The organism is Psychromonas antarctica (assembly GCF_022267535.1).
GTDB classification, from domain to species: Bacteria; Pseudomonadota; Gammaproteobacteria; order Enterobacterales; family Psychromonadaceae; genus Psychromonas; species Psychromonas antarctica.
In genome coordinates this window covers 56,158-74,767 of record NZ_JAHNZV010000010.1, presented here as the reverse complement: position 1 = coordinate 74,767, position 18,610 = coordinate 56,158, and the positions used below count along the sequence as shown (strand labels likewise).

The following is an 18,610-nucleotide window of genomic DNA, read 5'->3' as shown; positions in this document are numbered from 1 at the left end:
GTTAGGCTAGTCTCGCATTGTGGTTTCGTTCTGGGGCGCGGACTTCAGTCCGCATGGGGTTGTGACTTGGTGGACTAAAAATAGGATGCGCAGAGCTTATCCGCTCATGATCCTGAACTGTCGTTCAATTCGCTCCACGCCCCTTGGTTAGGCTAGTCTCGCATTGTGGTTTCGTTCTGGGGCGCGGACTTCAGTCCGCATGGGGTTGTGACTTGGTGGACTAAAAATAGGATGCGCAGAGCTTATCCGCTCATGATCCTGAACTGTCGTTCAGTTCGCTCCACACCGCATTAGCACCCGTTAGCGAAGCTAACTAAATGTTAAAAAGCCTCTCGGTTGAACTAACAACTCAAGAGGCTTAATTAAATCACAACCATAAGCGCTGATTATTTCTTTTTAAAGCTACCTAAACCAGGAGGCATTCCCATACCGCCGGAGCCTCCCATGCCTGGTGGCAACATGCCTTGCATACTGCTCATCATTTTACGCATGCCACCTTTAGCAGACATTTTCTTCATCATTTTCTGCATCTGCATAAATTGTTTAAGCAATTTGTTAATATCTTGAATCTGAGTACCCGATCCGGCTGCAATACGGCGTTTACGAGAGCCTTTAATAATTTCCGGTTTAATACGCTCTTTTTTAGTCATTGAATTAATAATCGCTTCCATCCGCTCGGTGGTTTTATCATTAACTTGATTCTTGACTGCATCAGGTACTTGCCCCATGCCCGGCAGCTTATCCATCATGCCGGCCATTCCCCCCATATTTTTCATCTGTACAAGTTGCTCACGAAAATCGTCGAGATCAAAGCCTTTGCCTTTTTTAAGTTTATTGGCTAATTTTTCCGCTTTTTGCTTATCAACTTTGGTTTCAATTTCTTCAATTAACGAAAGAACGTCACCCATACCAAGAATACGCGATGCGATACGATCCGGATGGAAAGGCTCTAAACCATCTACTTTTTCACTCATACCGATAAATTTAATCGGTTTACCCGTAATATGACGAATCGACAGTGCCGCACCACCACGCGCATCACCATCAGCCTTAGTCAAAATAATCCCTGTTAACGGAAGCGCTTCGTTGAATGCCTTGGCTGTATTGGCTGCATCTTGACCGGTCATTGCATCAACAACGAACAGTGTTTCTATTGGCGTGATTGCACGATGTAAATCGCTGATCTCCGTCATCATTTCACTGTCTACATGCAGTCGTCCTGCAGTATCGACAATAACAACATCAATGAATTTCTTTTTCGCATAGTCAATAGCGGCATTCGCTATATCGATCGGTTTTTGGGATATATCACTTGGGAAAAATTCGACTTCAACTTCTGCGGCAAGCGTTTCCAACTGTTTGATTGCAGCAGGACGATAAATATCGGCACTGACCACGAGCACACTTTTTTTATCTCGGTTTTTCAGTAAGCGTGCTAGCTTTGCAACCGAAGTTGTTTTACCTGCACCTTGTAAACCTGCCATTAATAATATTGCCGGCGGTTGCGTAGCAAGATCTAATGATTCATTGACCTCGCCCATGGCTAATTCGAGTTCATTTTGAACTACTTTAATAAATGCTTGACCCGGACTTAAACTTTTAGCAACCTCTTGACCCACTGAACGTTTTTTTATGGCACTAATAAAATCACGAACAACAGGTAAAGCTACATCCGCTTCTAATAGCGCCATGCGCACTTCGCGCAGAGTATCTTTAATATTATCTTCGGTTAAGCGTCCTTTGCCACTGACATTTTTCAGGGTTTTCGACAGTCGATCGGTTAAATTCTCAAACATGCTCAGCTCTCGTTGCTAAAAAAATAAAATGGATTATACGCAATTCTGCTTTTTCACAACAGTATTAACTGCTGTTGTGTCTAATAAAGCAGATAAATACTGTTTTAAGCGTTATGCATTGCGTATAATTATGTCTCTTTAATTTTAATTATGATGATGTAGGGTGATATGGATTATTTTGCACTGATCAGTAGCATTTTTTATATAGTGGCCGCGACAATTGCCACCATACAACTCTTTGCACCGAGTAAATCACTCTCTCATTATTTTTTTATTAGTATCGCTTCGGCACTCTTTTGTCATGCTAATTGGTTATACCAGAATATTTTCATGTCACATGGACAAAACCTTACCATATTAAATGTATTGCTGCTGGTCACCTTCATTATTTCACTGCTTTCCACTGTCGCTAATAAACGTTTTAATACAGGCGTATTACTGCCGATAGTTTACGGTTTTACTGTGGCTAATTTTATTGCCGTTAGTTATTTGCCCAATGATTACATTACCCATTTAGAAACTCAGCCACAAATAGCCACGCATATCATTTTGGCGTTATTAGCTTACTCTATATTGAGCATTGCGAGTTTATTTGCTGTGCAACTGGCCTACCTCAACTACCGCTTAAAGAACCGTCAACTACCATTAACCAAAATAAACATGCCACCATTGATGACTTTGGAAAAAAGTCTATTCCAATTTATTCTAATCGGTTATATTTTATTAAGCGGCGCGTTGCTCACTGGTTTTATTTTTATAGAAGATATGTTTGTACAAGGTGAGGTGCATAAAACCATCTTATCTATGATTGCGTGGGTTATTTATGGGGTCTTATTATGGGGCCATTATAGTAAGGGATGGCGAGGACGTTTGATCATTTACATCACGATTGTTGGCTCTTCATTACTGACGTTAGCTTATTTTGGCAGCCGCATTGTGCAGGAGATCATACTCAGTTAAATAGCCGCGCTGTTGCTCAGAGAGATAGCCACAAGCAAGTAAACATTCGCCAGTAGTTATCCATTGGCGGATGTTGACTTTTCCATTGAGTTGCAAATAAAGGCGCGCAAGTTACTTGATGATTAAAGCGGCAGCAGAACGCGCCGCTATATGAACTGACACTTTATTTACTGATGCTGATAGTAATTCGTCCCCGAAGAATCCTTGTGCTTTTTGTGCCGCCTCGACGGGCAGATTAATCACCACAGCGTCATTCTCCCAGTTAAATAAGAGATGCAGTGTCGCCTTGCCTTTAACTATCGTAGCATGCCTAAAATCGCGATTTTTAAATTCTGTAGGCAACCCAGCAAACTCATTGTTAAGTAGCTTAGCTAACTGCTCCCGACTAGTTTCACTTAGACCCGCGAGGCGGTCACCAGCAACAAGTAAACCATTACAAGCGAGCACAGTTAACAGATGTAAACGGTACTGCTCTGGCGTCGCGATTTGCTGCTGAACATTTTCAAGGGTGATGCAATCTGGGTCATTTATCCATAACACCTGATTTTGCCAGCTGCGATGTAAAATCTCCTGAGCGATTTGATAAAAGCGATCCCCATTGCGCTCTACATCATCGCCAACCCGCATCCCATTAACCATGCCTAAGGATGGCCAAAGTGGCGCATTGCAGCCTAATAAAAAACTCTCTCCCGCGCCTTCACAAATAGCCGCCATACCGCGGCGGTAAGCTTCTATTCGCGTAGCGGTTGGATCGTAGAAATAACCGCCGTGAATAGCGCCCCAGAAATTGGCATCGAGTTTAAATAACGTGATCCCTAAGGCTTGGTGGAGATAACGCATTAATGTTTTCAGGTGCTTTTGTACTTGTGGATGTGTGCCATCCAGCACATACCAAGGGGTACAGCGCCAGCCACCATAAGTCACCTTTTCAGCCGCAAGGGGCGCGCCATTCTCGTCTTTGACAAACCAATCCGGATGCTGCTTAAAAATAGCGGAATTCCCTTCAGCAATAAACGGTGCGACCCACAATGCGGGTTTCACACCCGCGCGATGGATCTGCTCAACGATTCCCGCTAACCCTGCGCCAAAGCGTGGTGAAGGTGTTAACCAATCGCCCATATACGCCTGATAACCATCGTCAATCAAGAGATAATCAAGCGCGGTGAACTGTTGTCTCATTTGCTGTAAATTTTCACTGATATCCGCTTCATGCAAATCTGCATAATAATGGTACCAAGAACACCAGCCAGAGGGTGTATTCTGGGACTGTAAAGATTGCTTTCGAGCAACATGATTTTGATTAATTAACTGTCCATATTGGTGTAATAAAAGTGCAGGCTCAGTCCCTTCTAGTATGACCAGTAACTCACCCTGCCAATGGCTAAAACCCGCTAAAGGTAGATCTTCACAATCTACGATGATTTTTAAACGTCCATTGGCAGATAAACGAAATGTACCACTAAATCGGAAGCAGGAGGAAAAGCCTAATAAGATATGATGATTTTCCCGTGGCGATAATAAAATATAGTTATAACTACTATGGAACCCTGCTTCACTGGGAATACGGTAATGACTGTCATCAGGACAACGTCCAATTGCTTGCGGTTGACTTATTGTTCCCCCCGTTTGTGCCAGCATCTGAAAGCCCTCCCCGTAGAAAGGACAATCAGCAGAAAGTGCAAGCACGTCGTCAAACAAAACAATTTCTTTAATTTTAATGGAATGCTTAGCACTACTATTGAGTTGCCACTGACAACTACTTTGCTGCCATTGACACGTCATCCATAATGACAAAGCTTGTCGCGGGATGGTCGTCAGGGCATAACGCTTAAAGTCTTGGATCTGTGCGGTAATTGATTGAAACAATATAATAAACTCCAATAGGGAAGCAGTGTTAAAAACAAGTGCATTTCATGAGACAAGAATAGGCGCTGACAGTCTATATTGATGTGCAGAAGTCGACCATTCCCCAAGCGTGCGAATTTAATAATAACATTGCACATCTCGATTTCATTCGTCACTTTGCAGACTTTATATTTATCTCCTCTTATTTAAAAAAAAGAGATTCAAAAAATAGCTTAAAATTGAATTTTTTCAGTTGAATAGGATGATATTGGAAAACATCTTTGTTTTATGCTTTTTTATTCGCTAATATCACTAATTGACAAATGTTAGCCCATTTAAAAAGAGAATACATTGAACGATATTCCAACCAGTGCATTAATGATCACTCTTGTTGTGTTAATTGTGATTTCAGCTTATTTTTCAAGTTCTGAGACAAGCATGATGACACTTAATCGTTATCGATTACGTCATCTTGCAAAAGATAAAAACAAAGTCGCAATGCGTGTAGAAAAACTGTTAGATCAACCAGATAAATTAATTGGATTAATTTTAATCGGCAATAACCTAGTTAATATTCTTGCCTCTGCCCTAGCGACCATCATTGGGCAACGTTTATTTGGTGATGCCGGTATTGCCATCGCCACAGGTATATTAACATTAGTCATTCTTATTTTTGCTGAGATCACCCCGAAAACACTAGCGGTGCTTTACCCAGAGAAGATCGCCTTCCCAAGTTCATTTATCCTGCGCCCATTACAAAAAATACTAAACCCGCTGGTGTGGCTAATTAATGGCATCTCTAATGGCTTACTGCGTCTATTTGGAGTAAATGTCAGGCACCAAAGTGATAATGCTCTTTCAAGTGACGAATTACGCTCAGTCGTGCATGAAGCCGGCAGCATGATTCCAGCTCATCACCAACAGATGTTATTGAGTATTCTGGAGCTTGAAAAAGTGACGGTCGATGAGATTATGATCCCCCGTAATGAGATTGCGGCAATTGATATCAACGAAGAATGGGATACCATACTTAAGCAGTTAAAACACCGCAGTCACACCATGACTTTGTTATATCGCGATACTATTGATGACGCGATTGGTTTTGTCCATGCCCGCGATTCTCTACTTATTTTACTCAAAGAGGATTTTACCAAAACAACGCTACTGCGCAGTGTCAGACCACTGTATTTTATCCCTGAAGGCACGCCGCTTAATACACAGTTGATTAAATTTCAATATAATAAAGAACGTATCGGTTTGGTGGTTGATGAATATGGTGATATACAAGGACTAGTCACTCTAGCGGATATTTTGGAAGAGATTGTCGGTGATTTTACCACGACGCATGAACCCCACAGTTCACAAGAGATTTACAAGCAGCAGGATAATTCTTATATTATTGAAGGCAGTTTGGGGATTCGAGATATTAATAAAGAGATGGGATGGGAATTACCGACGGATGGACCGCGCACTCTGAACGGGTTGATTCTAGAACATCTTGAGGAGATTCCAACGGGTAAAATAAGTACACGAATCTGTGGTTATCCGATGGAAATTTTAGAAGTTGAAAATAATATGGTCAAACTGGTAAAAGTGATCCCGCATTTGTACCGCGAGCAGGATAAATAGCTGACAACTCTCGACTAATGGCTGTCAGCTTATCGCTTATAGTTGTTTTAGCTGCGCTTCACTGAGTGAAATATCCTGATTTTTATTAACACCAATACCCGCATCAATAATCCCTTGCGCAATGGCTTTAGCTTCCGTTAATGAGTGCATTAAATAGGTACCGCATTGATACTCATTGAGTTCGGGGATATCCTTTTGATCTTGCACTGCTAACACATCAAACATTGAAGCTAACCAAGCCTCACCAACCTGTTCTTCAGTTGGTACACCAATTAAACTCATATAAAAACCAGTGCGGCAGCCCATCGGTGAAATATCAATAATTTCTACACTATCGCCGTTTAAATGGTTACGCATAAACCCCGCGTAAAGGTGCTCAAGAGTATGAATCCCTTTCTCTGATAAGATAGCTTTATTAGGCACAGTAAAACGTAAATCAAATACTGTAATGGTATCTTTATTGGGTGTTTGCATTGATTTGGCAATGCGCACTGCTGGCGCGTTCATAATGGTGTGGTCGACGGTAAAACTATCTAATAATGGCATTTTATTTCCTTTTATCATGGTATAAAGTCGTGCTCTTTAATTGAAAAACAATCGCCACAACCAACTTGAATCTAAATTTTCTTGGCAACCACGTAACTGGGTTGCATATTGCTTGGCGCGGTGATCCACTTTTCTGGAAACCTTAATTAACCAAGGTTTCTTAGTGTAACTCTTTTTTTTATATCCTCCCCAGCCTTCATGATAGTTGAGGTATTGACCATAGGCATCCCACTTGGAGACGCCATTTATTTGGTGCGTTTTATTGGTAAACCAGCCCATAAAATCGAGCGCATCGGCAAAATCATCACGATCCGCCCAACTGTTACCGGTTTCGCGTTGATAATCATCCCAAGTCATTGTTTTTGCTTGGGCATAACCGTAGGCATCACTTGCCCTGCCAATCGGAATAAACCAAAAGTATTGCATAGGTGGTGAGGCATTATGCCTAAAACTGCTCTCTTGATACATCATAGCGATGGGCACATGAATCGGAGTACCCCAATTATCTTTCATCTCTTTTGATGCATCATACCAATCGCGATGCTCGAAAAATATCTCACAAATATTATCAGGATTTTTAGGCGGAGGCGTTGCGCAAGCCGTTAAAAAAATTGCACAACAAACAAAGATTGATCTACTTTTCATATCCATTTATGTTCTTCCCTTGCGCCCGAATCAACTTTACCAAACAGAAAATACAGTGCTATTTTTCTGCTTGGATGAAATATTCTTGCAGATACTGATCAAAATCCAATGCATCTTCGCTTTCAATTTTTTGCTGTTTTTGCGATGAGTTCAGTTTTTCCTGCTCGAAGTGTTGATCTGACCAAATTTGGTATTCTTGGGCAATTAATTCTGCTTTATAAGTTTGCGACAAACTTAATGCCAGCACGCCATTGTCAGTGTTTTTTTCTTTAATTATTTGCAATACCCGCGCAGAGCTGGTTAATTCAGGCTCGCTAAAACGGGGGGTAATATGGTCTATTGCTTGCCGATAATGATCACTGTTTTCATTTTTATCAAAAACAATTGCGAGTTCTTTTAACTGCGCAGTGATCCATGCCCCCCACTGTGCAACATTTTGTTCACAACCATCAATTTCAAGCGTTAAATCAGGCGCACGCCCTTGAGTGACGATCTTATTGAAATTACTGGCAAAATGAGATGACTGTTCATCTGACATCTGTTCTGAAGGTATAATCGCACACCAAGTTAAAAACAGATCCAGAAAATCAACCTGCTCTTCAGTAATGCCCACCTTTGAAAAAGGATTAACATCCAATGAGCGTATTTCAATATATTCAATGCCCCTATTTTTAAGGCCTTGAGAGGGGGTTTCATTGCCTTGTGAAACACGTTTAGGGCGAATTGATGCATACAGTTCATTTTCAATCTGCAAAATATTATCGTTTAACTGCACATACTCATTGTCTTTTTTTATACCCAACACTTTAAATGCTGGCGATTTTTTTTCTAACGCCTGACGCACTGAAGCGAGGTAATTATGTAGTGAGTTATAACTAATATTTAATGATGACTGACCACTATTTGTATAACCGAGATCGCTTAAACGCAGTGAAGTAGCATAAGGTAAATAGATGGTTCCTTTGCCTATTTTTTTAAATTTCAGGTCGGTTTTTTTATCCTGAAGAAATGACTGGCATAGAGCGGGAGAGGCACCAAATAGAAAAGGAATCACCCAGCCATATCGCAGGTAATTACGAATAAGTCCTAAATAACCGACTGATTTAATATCTTTTTCAGGTAAATCCAGCTTATGTATTTCACTCCAAGTCGGCCAGAATTTCTCCGGTAATGAGAAGTTATAATGCACGCCAGCGATAACTTGCATCATGCTACCATAGCGATTTTTTAAACCTTGTCGATAAGCGGTTTTCATTAAGCCAACATTAGAAGTCCCATACTGCCCAAGGGTAATATTATCTTCTTTTTCAACAAAACAGGGCATGCTGATGGGCCACAATGTTTCATTGTTTTCTAAATTCTTAGCTGCGTAATGGTGTATATCATTGAGGTAGGCAAGCAGTTGCGTCGGGCTATTAGCGACAGGAGTAATAAATTCCAACAGACTTTCAGAAAAGTCAGTGGTAATTGATTGATGGCACAATGCACTACCAAAAGCAGCTGGATGGCTATATTGCGATAACTTGCCAGCAGAGTCGACGCGTAGCGCTTCGCGCTCAATTCCGCGACCAAAGTCGACAAGTGCTAGTGGTTGTTGGCCAATAATGGTTAAACGTTGCTGGTAATCGAGAGACAATTGCAGACCCTTTGAAGTAACTAAAAAGTGTTAGCAGAATACCTTAAAAAAGAACTGTTTTACAAGCTTTAACTATTTTATAACAAATACATAGTAGTACATATAATGACACCATAACGAAGCGCTTTTCCGCTGACAATCAACAACACGGATCGCGCAATAGGTAATTTCAACCACCCAGCAGCCAAGGGTAATAAATCACCAACAATAGGCAGCCAGCTGAGTAATAAGGCAGGGCTGCCATATCGCTGACAAAATAACCATGCATTTTGTTGCTTGCTTTTAGCCGCCTTTCTTCCCCAGTAAAAATAGTACCCCATAAAATAGGTCACCAACGCGCCCAAGCTATTACCCAGAGTCACAACAAAAAAGTACACCCAGGGATCTGCGGGATTATTGTTAAGATAATAGATAAGCAATAATTCCGAACCGCCGGGAAACAACGTGGCAGAAATAAATGCACTGCTAAACAAAGCTAATAATTCGTAAGACAAAGCGGCCTCAGTATAAAAAAGGCCACTTAAATAAGTAGCCTATACCCATGTTACTTCAAGATGCATTTTGCCTCTTCAATGATAACGGCTATAGAAAATATCTATTAACCGCTAAAGTGCTTAGCCAACCAATGCGAGTAGTACACCCGCAGCAACAGCACTGCCTAACACACCGGCAACATTAGGCCCCATCGCATGCATTAACAGGAAGTTATGCGGGTTTGCCTCTAAGCCCACTTTATTAGCAACACGAGCGGCCATTGGAACAGCCGAAACACCGGCCGCACCAATCAGCGGATTGATCGGGGTCTTTGAAAATTTCCCCATCAATTTTGCCATTAATAAGCCAGCCGCGGTGCCGATAGAAAAAGCAATGGCGCCTAACGCTAAAATACCTAATGTTTCTAAGTTTAAAAAGTGCTCTGCTGATAATTTTGAACCCACCCCTAAACCTAAGAAGATAGTAACGATATTAATCAACTCATTTTGTGAGGTGGAACTTAAACGATCAACAACCCCAGATTCACGCATTAAGTTACCTAAGCAGAACATCCCGACAAGGGGGGTTGCAGCAGGTAAAAATAGGATAGTTAAAAACAAAACGACCAGCGGAAAAATAATTTTTTCTTTTTTACTTACAGGACGTAACTGCTCCATTTTTATTTCACGTTCAGCTTGTGTCGTTAACGCACGCATGATGGGTGGCTGGATAATCGGCACCAGCGCCATGTAGGAGTATGCGGCAACAGCAATCGCACCCAATAGATCCGGCGCAAGTTTTGATGCGAGGAAGATTGCCGTGGGGCCATCTGCACCACCAATGATTGCAATCGCAGAAGCATCAGCCATCGAGAAATCAAATCCCGGAATCAAGTTAAGTAGCAGCGCACCAAATAAGGTCGCAAAAATACCAAATTGCGCAGCCGCACCTAATAATAAGGTTTTAGGATTTGCAATCAGCGCGCCAAAATCAGTCAGCGCCCCAACCCCCATAAAGATAATTAATGGGAAAACCCCGGTTTCAATGCCAATGTGATAAATATAATAAAGCAGCCCTCCTTGATCCGTAAAACCGGCATTGGGAATATTGGCTAAAATTGCGCCAAAGCCAATCGGTAATAATAACAAAGGCTCGAATTGACGAACAATTGCGAGGTACAATAATAAACTGCCAACAGCAATCATCACCAAATCAGGCCACTCAAAATTAGCGATACCTGTTTCCATCCAAAGTGTAGTTAATCCATCCACGGAATTTTTCCTTACGCGATTGTAAACAGGGCTTCACCCACTGCTACTGAGTCGCCTTCTTTTACTAAAACAGTCTGTATGGTACCCGATTTGGTCGCACGGATTTCAGTTTCCATCTTCATCGCTTCCATCACCAGTAATACATCGCCTTCGTTTACTTGTTCATTTTCATGCACTAGCACTTTAAAAATATTACCTGCAAGTGGTGCCGGCAGCTCTTCGGCGTCACTAGCCGATGTGTTAGTGAGGGCAGCGCCGGTAGTGGCTGTTGAGGCCGCCGCGGGTGTAATGCCATCAATACTGCCTTGTGGGCCTACTTGTACTGTAAATAATTGACCATCAACCGCAACTGAATAAGTTTGTGGTCCTTTTTTCGCTGTCGCAGCCGCAGGCACAAGATCGTTAGCCGTAGGGACTGGCTCAAACGCCTCTGGGTTATTACGGTTGGCCAAAAATTTCAGCCCAATTTCAGGAAATAAAGCATAGATTAGCGCATCATCAATCTCTTGCTCGGCCAATTGGATGCCTTTTTCAGCGGCTACCTTTTTAAGCTCCGTTGTAATCAGATCCATTTCGGGTTTGATATTATCTGCTGGACGACAAGTAATTGCGGCGGTGCCCGCAAGTACTTTTTCTTGCAGTTGAGCATTCACAGGCGCCGGTGTTTGACCATATTCGCCTTTTAAAACACCCGCAGTTTCTTTGGTGATATTTTTGTAACGCTCGCCCATTAATACATTAATGACCGCCTGGGTACCGACGATTTGCGATGTCGGTGTGACCAAAGGAATATAACCAAGGTCTTTACGAACAGCAGTGATCTCTTTTAATACTTCGTCCATTTTATCTGCAGCGCCTTGCTGCTTAAGCTGGCTTTCCATATTAGTTAGCATGCCACCAGGTACTTGCGCGATAAGAATACGCGGGTCAACCCCTTTCAATTCACCTTCGAATTTAACATATTTTTTACGCACATCACGAAAATAGGAAGATATCTCAGCCAGTTTAGGTAAATCCAGCCCCGTGTCTCGCTCATGTCCTTCTACAATTGAAACAAGTGTTTCTGTTGGCGTATGCCCATAGGTCATCGACATAGAAGAGATCGCGGAGTCAATAATATCAATACCCGAATCAATTGCTTTTTGATGTGTTGCAATACTTAATCCCGTGGTCGCATGGCAATGCAAAGCAAGTGGGATATTGGTGCTGGCTTTAATTTTTGTGATTAGCTCTTCGGCTACGTAGGGTTTTAATAAGCCCGCCATATCTTTAATACATAAAGAATGACAACCCATATCTTCAAGGCGTTTTGCCATATCTACCCAGCCATCAATGGTATGCACTGGACTGGTTGTATAAGAGATAGCGCCTTGTGCATGCGCGCCAATTTTAACGGTCGCTTTAATGGCCGTTTCAAAGTTACGCACATCATTCATCGCATCAAAGATACGGAACACATCAACACCGTTGGTGTGGGCTCGTTCAATGAATTTTTCGACAACATCATCGCCATAATGGCGATAACCTAATAGATTTTGGCCACGCAATAACATCTGCTGTGGTGTATTTGGCATAGCGGCTTTTAAGGCACGGATACGATCCCATGGATCTTCTCCGAGATAACGAATACAAGCATCAAAAGTTGCGCCACCCCAAGTCTCTAAAGACCAGTAACCGATTTTATCGAGTTTCTCTGCAATCGGTAGCATATCGTCAATACGCATGCGTGTTGCAAATAATGATTGGTGTGCGTCGCGTAGTACGACTTCTGTAATTGCTAGAGGCTTAGACATTTTCACTTGCTCCTTCATTAGTTCATTTCCCATTATACCACTTCAGTTTTACGGTATTGCTGCACGGCCGAGGTAATAGCTGCAATTAATGTTGGATTTACCCCTTGCTGAGTCGAGACTGGAGCAACAGTTTTCCTTTTAAGCGCATTTTTATTAACAACGGGTTCATCTGCGGGTATATATTTAGCCATCAGGCTGACTGCGACCATCAATAAACCTAAAAACAAAAATACAAAGGTCATTCCCAATCCTAATAGGGTTAACGCCTTTAACAATGACTCTGTAATATTCATACGTTGGTATCCTTTTTACACATAGCGAATACACGCTTCTAACCAGAACGAATTGAATAGTTATTCACAAACATTCTGCATTTAACATTTTATAAACGGCGAGCAAAAAACTGAGCCCACCTAAAAATCACGGCAAAAGTAAAAGAAATCTATTTTAATCCTTTATTAAAAATAACCGTTCGTTGACATTCAGAGCATTAAACAGTGCCCCAAAAATGACATATTGTACGGGATCTTACAAAAAATTGGAAGTCGCGTTAGATCGCACTTTAAACGCTTAAAATAGCGACAAAACAGCTGAATTTCCAATAAAAAGATTAACTAATGTAACCTCTGCAAGTTGCTTATAGATCAACCAGTGCGAACTTATTGACTCGATGACAGGGTGGCAATAAAAAGCGAAAACGACATTGTATTCTAATTAAATAGATAACTATTCACTTTAGCTAATCTCCGTTGAATACATTGACCCTATTATTTGTCAATACAAGCGGCGCTAACACAAATTTTGAATTTACTAGAAGTATTATACAAAATCCAACAATTATCTATTCATTTATGTTTGTCAAAAAAGATCATTGAATTAATGAAATTGCATTCGCTAAAAAAATACAATACTCGATTAAGGCGAATGCAATAATAGAGGCAAATCGGAAGCTTAAGTAGGACTGATGTGAACGACAGATGTTAAATAGGGGATGGTTTTTATCAATTGAAAAGTGGTGCGGGTGAAGGGATTCGAACCCCTGACCACCTGGTTCGTAGCCAGGTACTCTATCCAGCTGAGCTACACCCGCATAGTGCACAATATTAATGGAATATAATATTATTAAGCTCTTAAAAACAAAAACTTACCTAAGTAAGTTATAAAGAATGGTGCGGGTGAAGGGATTCGAACCCCTGACCACCTGGTTCGTAGCCAGGTACTCTATCCAGCTGAGCTACACCCGCAGATATTCTTTCATTTTGTATTTAATTTCGATTCTCATATCACACCTTCTCATGCTATTAGAAAGATGGTGCGGGTGAAGGGATTCGAACCCCTGACCACCTGGTTCGTAGCCAGGTACTCTATCCAGCTGAGCTACACCCGCTTTAAGAATCTACAAGAATGGCGGTGGAGGAGGGATTCGAACCCTCGAACAGGCTATAAACCCGTTACTCCCTTAGCAGGGGAGCGCCTTCGGCCACTCGGCCACCCCACCGTCGTCTTGTTGGGGCACATATTACTGTCTTACAGATACAAGTCAAACTTTTTTTGGTGAGTTCTTCCTATTTGATTATTAAACAAACAAATAATCTTGTTTACCTACAATTCCCACCTTTCCCTTAGTAGTAGAGGAGCTAAGCGATCGATTAATAGTTAAAAAAAAGAGCCCAAGGCTCTTTTTTTACTGAAATTATAAGTATCTCTACTCAGTTATACGTTGTCAATATCACTGCTTTTTTCAGCTTGAATACGCATATAAATTTCTTCACGATGAACCGATACTTCTTTAGGTGCATTCACACCAACTCGTACCTGATTTCCTTTTACACCTAAAACGGTAACCGTTACGTTATCGCCAATCATCAGCGTTTCACCAACTCGACGAGTTAATATCAGCATTGTCTGCTCCTATTGTATTAATTTATCCATTTAATTGATTATGTGCTAATGCAATATAAAATTCTCATTTTTCTTACACTAGAATAATCCTGAAAATTATTTTTCTTCTTTTGGATCTGTAGCTAAATCAAAAGCTTTATGTAATGAACGAACGGCCAATTCAAGATACTTATCATCAACGAGTACAGATATTTTAATTTCCGAGGTCGCGATTTGGTGAATATTAATACCTTCATAGCCCAATGTTTCAAACATAGTTTTAGCAACACCAGGGTGATTCCACATGCCAACGCCAACAATTGAAACTTTTGCTATCTCATTGTTACCCTGAACAGATTCAGCTTTCAATAAGACACAGACGGCTTCTAAAAGTTCCTTTGCTTTTTCATAATCATTACGATCTACCGTAAAAGTAAAATCCGTTTTACCATTACCGACTGTATTTTGTACAATCATATCAATATCTATATTCGCATCACCAATAGGTGAAAGAATTTGAGCGGCTACTGTAGGTTGATCTGGCACACCCGATAGTGTCAAGCGTGCTTCATCACGATTAAAGGCAATACCAGAGATCACAGGAGATTCCATTTTATTTTCCTCATAACTAATTAACGTACCGCCACCATCTTTGAAACTAGATAAAACACGCAGTGGCACATTGTATTTACCGGCAAACTCTACAGAGCGAATTTGTAACACTTTGGCGCCTAAGCTTGCCATTTCCAGCATCTCTTCAAAAGTAATGCTTTCTAAACGACGTGCGTTCGGCTCGACACGTGGATCTGTTGTATATACACCATCAACATCTGTGTAAATCTGACATTCATCAGCTTTTAATGCGGCAGCAATAGCAACAGCGGAGGTATCTGAACCGCCACGTCCAAGTGTGGTGATATTATTATTTTCACAACGCCCTTGGAAACCTGCAACGACGACCACTCGCCCTTGTTTTAAATGTTTACTGATATTTTCAGTTTGCACATCTAAAATACGTGCTTTACCATGGCTGCTATCCGTTTTAAGACGGATCTGGTCACCAGTCATCGATACAGCATCAACACCTAGGTGATGTAACGCCATGGTCAACAGGGCAATCGTGGTCTGTTCACCAGTGGTTAATAAAACATCCATCTCCCTTGGGCTGGGGGTCAGATGTAACTCTTTAGCAAGCGCAATCATGCGGTTGGTTTCACCTGACATGGCAGATAAAACAACAACAACATCATTACCGGCTTCTTTTGTTGCTTTTACTTTGTCCGCAACAGCCTTAATCCTTTCGACATTGCCAACAGAAGTACCACCATATTTTTGAACTATTAATGCCATTTTCGTATCTCACTTATGGCCCGCAACATACGGACCGTTGTACCTATAACAAATACACTCATTTTGCATTTATCTAATGAGTGCAATGAGTACTATAGTCGTTCCGCTAACCAAGGTTCAACTAATGCCAATGCATCTGCTAAAGCCGCTGGATTATTCCCACCCGCCATGGCCATATCAGGACGACCACCGCCTTTACCACCAACGGGTACTGCCACTAAATTAACTAAATCACCCGCTTTTACTTTTTGAATTAAGTCTTTAGTGACACCGACAATCAAACTAACTTTGCTATCGTCGACCTTAGTCGCTAAAACAACAATACCCGATTGCAATTTATTTTTAATTTCATCAACACTATCACGCAATATTTTTGGATCTACACCTTCGATGTTAGCAATGACAACTTTCACCCCATTAATGTCAATTGCATTAGCGATTAGATCTGAACCTGCTGCACTGGCCATTTTTGTTTTAAGCTGCGCCACTTCTTTTTCTAATAACTTATTGCGATCTAATAAGTGCTCAATTTTTTCAGCCAAAGAAACACTATCAGCTTTTACTAAGCGACAAGCGTTGTCTACTTCCTTTAATACAGTATCAACAGCCTCACTTGCCGCCAAGCCAACAGAAGCTTCGATACGACGAATGCCGGCTGCAATACCTGACTCGGAGCGAATTAAAAAGAAACCCATATCGCCAGTACGTTGGGTGTGAGTACCACCACAAAGTTCAGTCGACGTATCCCCCATCTGCACAACACGCACCATATCATCGTATTTTTCACCAAACAGCGCCATTGCGCCTGATGATTTTGCTTCCTCGATATCCATTAACTGGGTAACAACTTCAACGTTATTACGAATCGATTCATTTACCAAGAAGTTTACTTGATGTAGAAGCGCTGTTGATAAAGGTTCAAAATGTGAAAAATCGAAACGTAATTTATCAGCATCGACTAACGAACCTTTCTGTGTGACATGTTCCCCTAACGTTCGACGTAGTGCCGCATGCAGTAGATGCGTTGCAGAATGGTGTAATGCAATCGATTGACGGCGCGCCGCATCAACTTCTGCGTGTACTTTTTCATTCACCGTCACGGCACCCATGCTGACATAACCACGATGCAAAAATGCATTTCCTAATTTTTTAGTATCGGTAACAATAAATGTGCCGTTATTAAGAATTAACTGCCCCGCATCACCCGATTGGCCACCAGACTCAGCGTAAAAAGGCGATTGAGAAAGAATAACTTGCCCGCTATCACCTTCATTTAAGGAATCAACAAAAGCGCCATCAAGTACTAAGTGAGTAACTGTTGCAGGGCTTTGTAATGTTTCATAACCGATAAATTCAGTTTTTTGCTCGATAACGAGGGTGTTATTATAATCAGTAGTAAAGTTATTTGCTTGTTGCGCACGACTGCGTTGCTCAGCCATCGCGTTATCAAAACCAGCCTCATCTATAGTTAACTCCCGCTCACGCGCTATATCAGCGGTCAAATCAGCAGGGAAGCCATAAGTATCGTAGAGTTTAAAAACCACATCACCTGGAACAACTTTACCTTTAAGATTATCCAATTCACCATCTAAAATCTGTAAACCGCGTTCTAGGGTTTTTGCAAACTGTTCTTCTTCCAAGCGTAATATTTTTTCCACAAATGCGCGTTGCTTTGATAGTTCTGGGTAAGCTTCCCCCATTTGATTAATGAGCTCATCATATATTTTAAAGAAGAAAACATCTTTGGCGCCCAATTTATGTCCGTGGCGCACCGCGCGACGAATAATACGGCGTAATACATAACCGCGACCTTCATTAGAAGGCATAACACCATCGACAATTAAAAAGCCGCATGAACGGATATGATCGGCAACAACACGTAATGATTTATTATCAAGATCTGTTGCACCAGTTACTTCAGCTACTTTTTTAATTAAAGCTTGGAAAAGATCAATATCATAGTTTGAGTGACCATTTTGTATAATGGCAGAAATACGCTCAAGTCCCATTCCCGTATCAACAGAGGGTTTAGGTAAATTTTCCATCGTGCCATCGGCATGGCGATTGTATTGCATAAAGACGACATTCCAGATCTCAATGTAGCGATCGCCATCTTCCTCAGGCGTTCCCGGAGGCCCTCCCCAGATATGTTCACCGTGATCATAAAAAATTTCACTGCATGGACCACATGGGCCTGTATCACCCATTGACCAGAAGTTATCTTTTGCACCGATACGTGATAAACGTGCAGGATCAACACCAATTTCATCAATCCAGATTTTTTCAGCTTCTAGATCTTGATCAAATACAGTTATCCATAATTTATCGACAGGTAACTTCAATTCAACCGTTAAGTATTCCCATGCAAATGTAATTGCATCTCGCTTAAAATAATCACCAAAGCTAAAATTACCTAACATTTCAAAGAAGGTATGATGGCGTGCTGTATAACCGACGTTATCTAAGTCATTATGTTTACCACCTGCGCGTACACAGCGTTGGCTTGACGTCGCACGGGTATAAGCTCTTTTTTCGCTGCCAAGAAATGTATCCTTAAACTGATTCATACCCGCATTTGTAAATAACAGAGTAGGATCGTTATCTGGGACAAGTGAGCTACTGCTCACGGTTTGGTGACCTTTCTTAGCAAAGAAATCCAGAAATCCTTGGCGAATTTCTGAAGTCGACTTAATCGTTGTCATGATTTATTCCAAATAAATGTATCTATTTCGCTATTCTATAATTGCTGAATAAAAGAGCAAAGAGGTTAAAAATTAATGAGTA

Annotated in this window: 14 protein-coding genes and 4 tRNA genes; 2 read left to right on the top strand and 16 right to left on the bottom strand. The window is 41.3% G+C overall.

Annotated features, from left to right (window positions below):
• Positions 1-386 precede the first annotated feature (386 nt).
• The gene (gene ffh, locus KSO91_RS04740) at positions 387-1,796 is read right to left on the bottom strand and encodes a signal recognition particle protein (protein WP_238741799.1); all 1,410 of its coding nucleotides are present in this window, start codon (positions 1,794-1,796) and stop codon (positions 387-389) included.
• Positions 1,797-1,964: 168 nt separating this feature from the next.
• Between ffh and KSO91_RS04735 the strand changes: the two genes are divergently transcribed.
• Complete coding sequence (locus tag KSO91_RS04735) at positions 1,965-2,756, top strand: cytochrome C assembly family protein (RefSeq protein ID WP_238741798.1); 792 nt, start codon at positions 1,965-1,967, stop codon at positions 2,754-2,756.
• A 111-nt stretch (positions 2,757-2,867) separates the two neighbouring features.
• On the opposite strand, the gene KSO91_RS04730 is transcribed toward KSO91_RS04735, so the two are convergent.
• Positions 2,868-4,622, bottom strand: a complete 1,755-nt coding sequence (locus tag KSO91_RS04730) for a glycoside hydrolase family 36 protein (protein ID WP_238741797.1) — start codon at positions 4,620-4,622, stop codon at positions 2,868-2,870.
• 330 nt (positions 4,623-4,952) lie between these two features.
• Between KSO91_RS04730 and KSO91_RS04725 the strand changes: the two genes are divergently transcribed.
• Positions 4,953-6,230: an HlyC/CorC family transporter gene (locus KSO91_RS04725; protein ID WP_238741796.1), complete on the top strand. Its 1,278-nt coding sequence runs from the start codon at positions 4,953-4,955 to the stop codon at positions 6,228-6,230.
• 36 nt (positions 6,231-6,266) lie between these two features.
• On the opposite strand, the gene luxS is transcribed toward KSO91_RS04725, so the two are convergent.
• The 14 genes from luxS to alaS all read right to left on the bottom strand — a co-directional run bounded on the left by luxS (position 6,267) and on the right by alaS (position 18,528).
• Positions 6,267-6,776, bottom strand: a complete 510-nt coding sequence (gene luxS, locus KSO91_RS04720) for an S-ribosylhomocysteine lyase (RefSeq protein WP_238741795.1) — start codon at positions 6,774-6,776, stop codon at positions 6,267-6,269.
• A gap of 36 nt (positions 6,777-6,812) precedes the next feature.
• Positions 6,813-7,421 (bottom strand): transglycosylase SLT domain-containing protein, encoded by a 609-nt coding sequence (locus tag KSO91_RS04715; protein ID WP_420830926.1) that lies wholly within the window; start codon positions 7,419-7,421, stop codon positions 6,813-6,815.
• Between the two features lie 58 nt (positions 7,422-7,479).
• Positions 7,480-9,057, bottom strand: coding sequence for a glutamate--cysteine ligase (gene gshA / locus KSO91_RS04710; RefSeq protein WP_238741793.1), 1,578 nt, complete (start codon positions 9,055-9,057; stop codon positions 7,480-7,482).
• 77 nt (positions 9,058-9,134) lie between these two features.
• Positions 9,135-9,551, bottom strand: a complete 417-nt coding sequence (locus tag KSO91_RS04705; RefSeq protein ID WP_238741792.1) for a YqaA family protein — start codon at positions 9,549-9,551, stop codon at positions 9,135-9,137.
• Positions 9,552-9,671: 120 nt separating this feature from the next.
• Positions 9,672-10,778: a sodium ion-translocating decarboxylase subunit beta gene (locus KSO91_RS04700; protein ID WP_275113912.1), complete on the bottom strand. Its 1,107-nt coding sequence runs from the start codon at positions 10,776-10,778 to the stop codon at positions 9,672-9,674.
• Between the two features lie 35 nt (positions 10,779-10,813).
• Positions 10,814-12,595 carry a sodium-extruding oxaloacetate decarboxylase subunit alpha gene (gene oadA, locus KSO91_RS04695; protein ID WP_238741790.1) on the bottom strand — a complete coding sequence of 594 codons (1,782 nt, stop codon included), beginning with the start codon at positions 12,593-12,595 and terminating at the stop codon, positions 10,814-10,816.
• A gap of 32 nt (positions 12,596-12,627) precedes the next feature.
• Positions 12,628-12,888, bottom strand: a complete 261-nt coding sequence (locus tag KSO91_RS04690) for an oxaloacetate decarboxylase subunit gamma (protein WP_238741789.1) — start codon at positions 12,886-12,888, stop codon at positions 12,628-12,630.
• Positions 12,889-13,608: 720 nt separating this feature from the next.
• Positions 13,609-13,685: transfer RNA gene (locus KSO91_RS04685), tRNA-Arg, on the bottom strand.
• A 77-nt stretch (positions 13,686-13,762) separates the two neighbouring features.
• Positions 13,763-13,839, bottom strand: a tRNA-Arg gene (locus tag KSO91_RS04680).
• Positions 13,840-13,905: 66 nt separating this feature from the next.
• A tRNA-Arg gene (locus KSO91_RS04675) sits at positions 13,906-13,982 on the bottom strand.
• A gap of 18 nt (positions 13,983-14,000) precedes the next feature.
• Positions 14,001-14,093, bottom strand: a tRNA-Ser gene (locus KSO91_RS04670).
• A gap of 215 nt (positions 14,094-14,308) precedes the next feature.
• On the bottom strand, positions 14,309-14,497 hold the full coding sequence (csrA, locus tag KSO91_RS04665; protein ID WP_238741788.1) for a carbon storage regulator CsrA: 189 nt from the start codon (positions 14,495-14,497) through the stop codon (positions 14,309-14,311).
• A 96-nt stretch (positions 14,498-14,593) separates the two neighbouring features.
• Positions 14,594-15,826 (bottom strand): aspartate kinase, encoded by a 1,233-nt coding sequence (locus tag KSO91_RS04660; protein ID WP_238741787.1) that lies wholly within the window; start codon positions 15,824-15,826, stop codon positions 14,594-14,596.
• A 92-nt stretch (positions 15,827-15,918) separates the two neighbouring features.
• Entirely contained in the window at positions 15,919-18,528 is a 2,610-nt protein-coding gene (gene alaS, locus KSO91_RS04655) for an alanine--tRNA ligase (protein WP_238741785.1), read from the bottom strand.
• Positions 18,529-18,610: the final 82 nt, after the last annotated feature.

What these genes read in the sequence shown, in the direction of transcription:
- KSO91_RS04715 (WP_420830926.1), bottom strand. Translation starts at nt 7,421, where the DNA reads ATGAAAAGTAGATCAATCTTTGTTTGTTGTGCAATTTTTTTAACGGCT.
- KSO91_RS04690 (WP_238741789.1), bottom strand. Translation starts at nt 12,888, where the DNA reads ATGAATATTACAGAGTCATTGTTAAAGGCGTTAACCCTATTAGGATTG.
- ffh (WP_238741799.1), bottom strand. Translation starts at nt 1,796, where the DNA reads ATGTTTGAGAATTTAACCGATCGACTGTCGAAAACCCTGAAAAATGTC.
- luxS (WP_238741795.1), bottom strand. Translation starts at nt 6,776, where the DNA reads ATGCCATTATTAGATAGTTTTACCGTCGACCACACCATTATGAACGCG.
- oadA (WP_238741790.1), bottom strand. Translation starts at nt 12,595, where the DNA reads ATGTCTAAGCCTCTAGCAATTACAGAAGTCGTACTACGCGACGCACAC.
- csrA (WP_238741788.1), bottom strand. Translation starts at nt 14,497, where the DNA reads ATGCTGATATTAACTCGTCGAGTTGGTGAAACGCTGATGATTGGCGAT.
- KSO91_RS04700 (WP_275113912.1), bottom strand. Translation starts at nt 10,778, where the DNA reads ATGGAAACAGGTATCGCTAATTTTGAGTGGCCTGATTTGGTGATGATT.
- KSO91_RS04660 (WP_238741787.1), bottom strand. Translation starts at nt 15,826, where the DNA reads ATGGCATTAATAGTTCAAAAATATGGTGGTACTTCTGTTGGCAATGTC.
- alaS (WP_238741785.1), bottom strand. Translation starts at nt 18,528, where the DNA reads ATGACAACGATTAAGTCGACTTCAGAAATTCGCCAAGGATTTCTGGAT.
- KSO91_RS04735 (WP_238741798.1), top strand. Translation starts at nt 1,965, where the DNA reads ATGGATTATTTTGCACTGATCAGTAGCATTTTTTATATAGTGGCCGCG.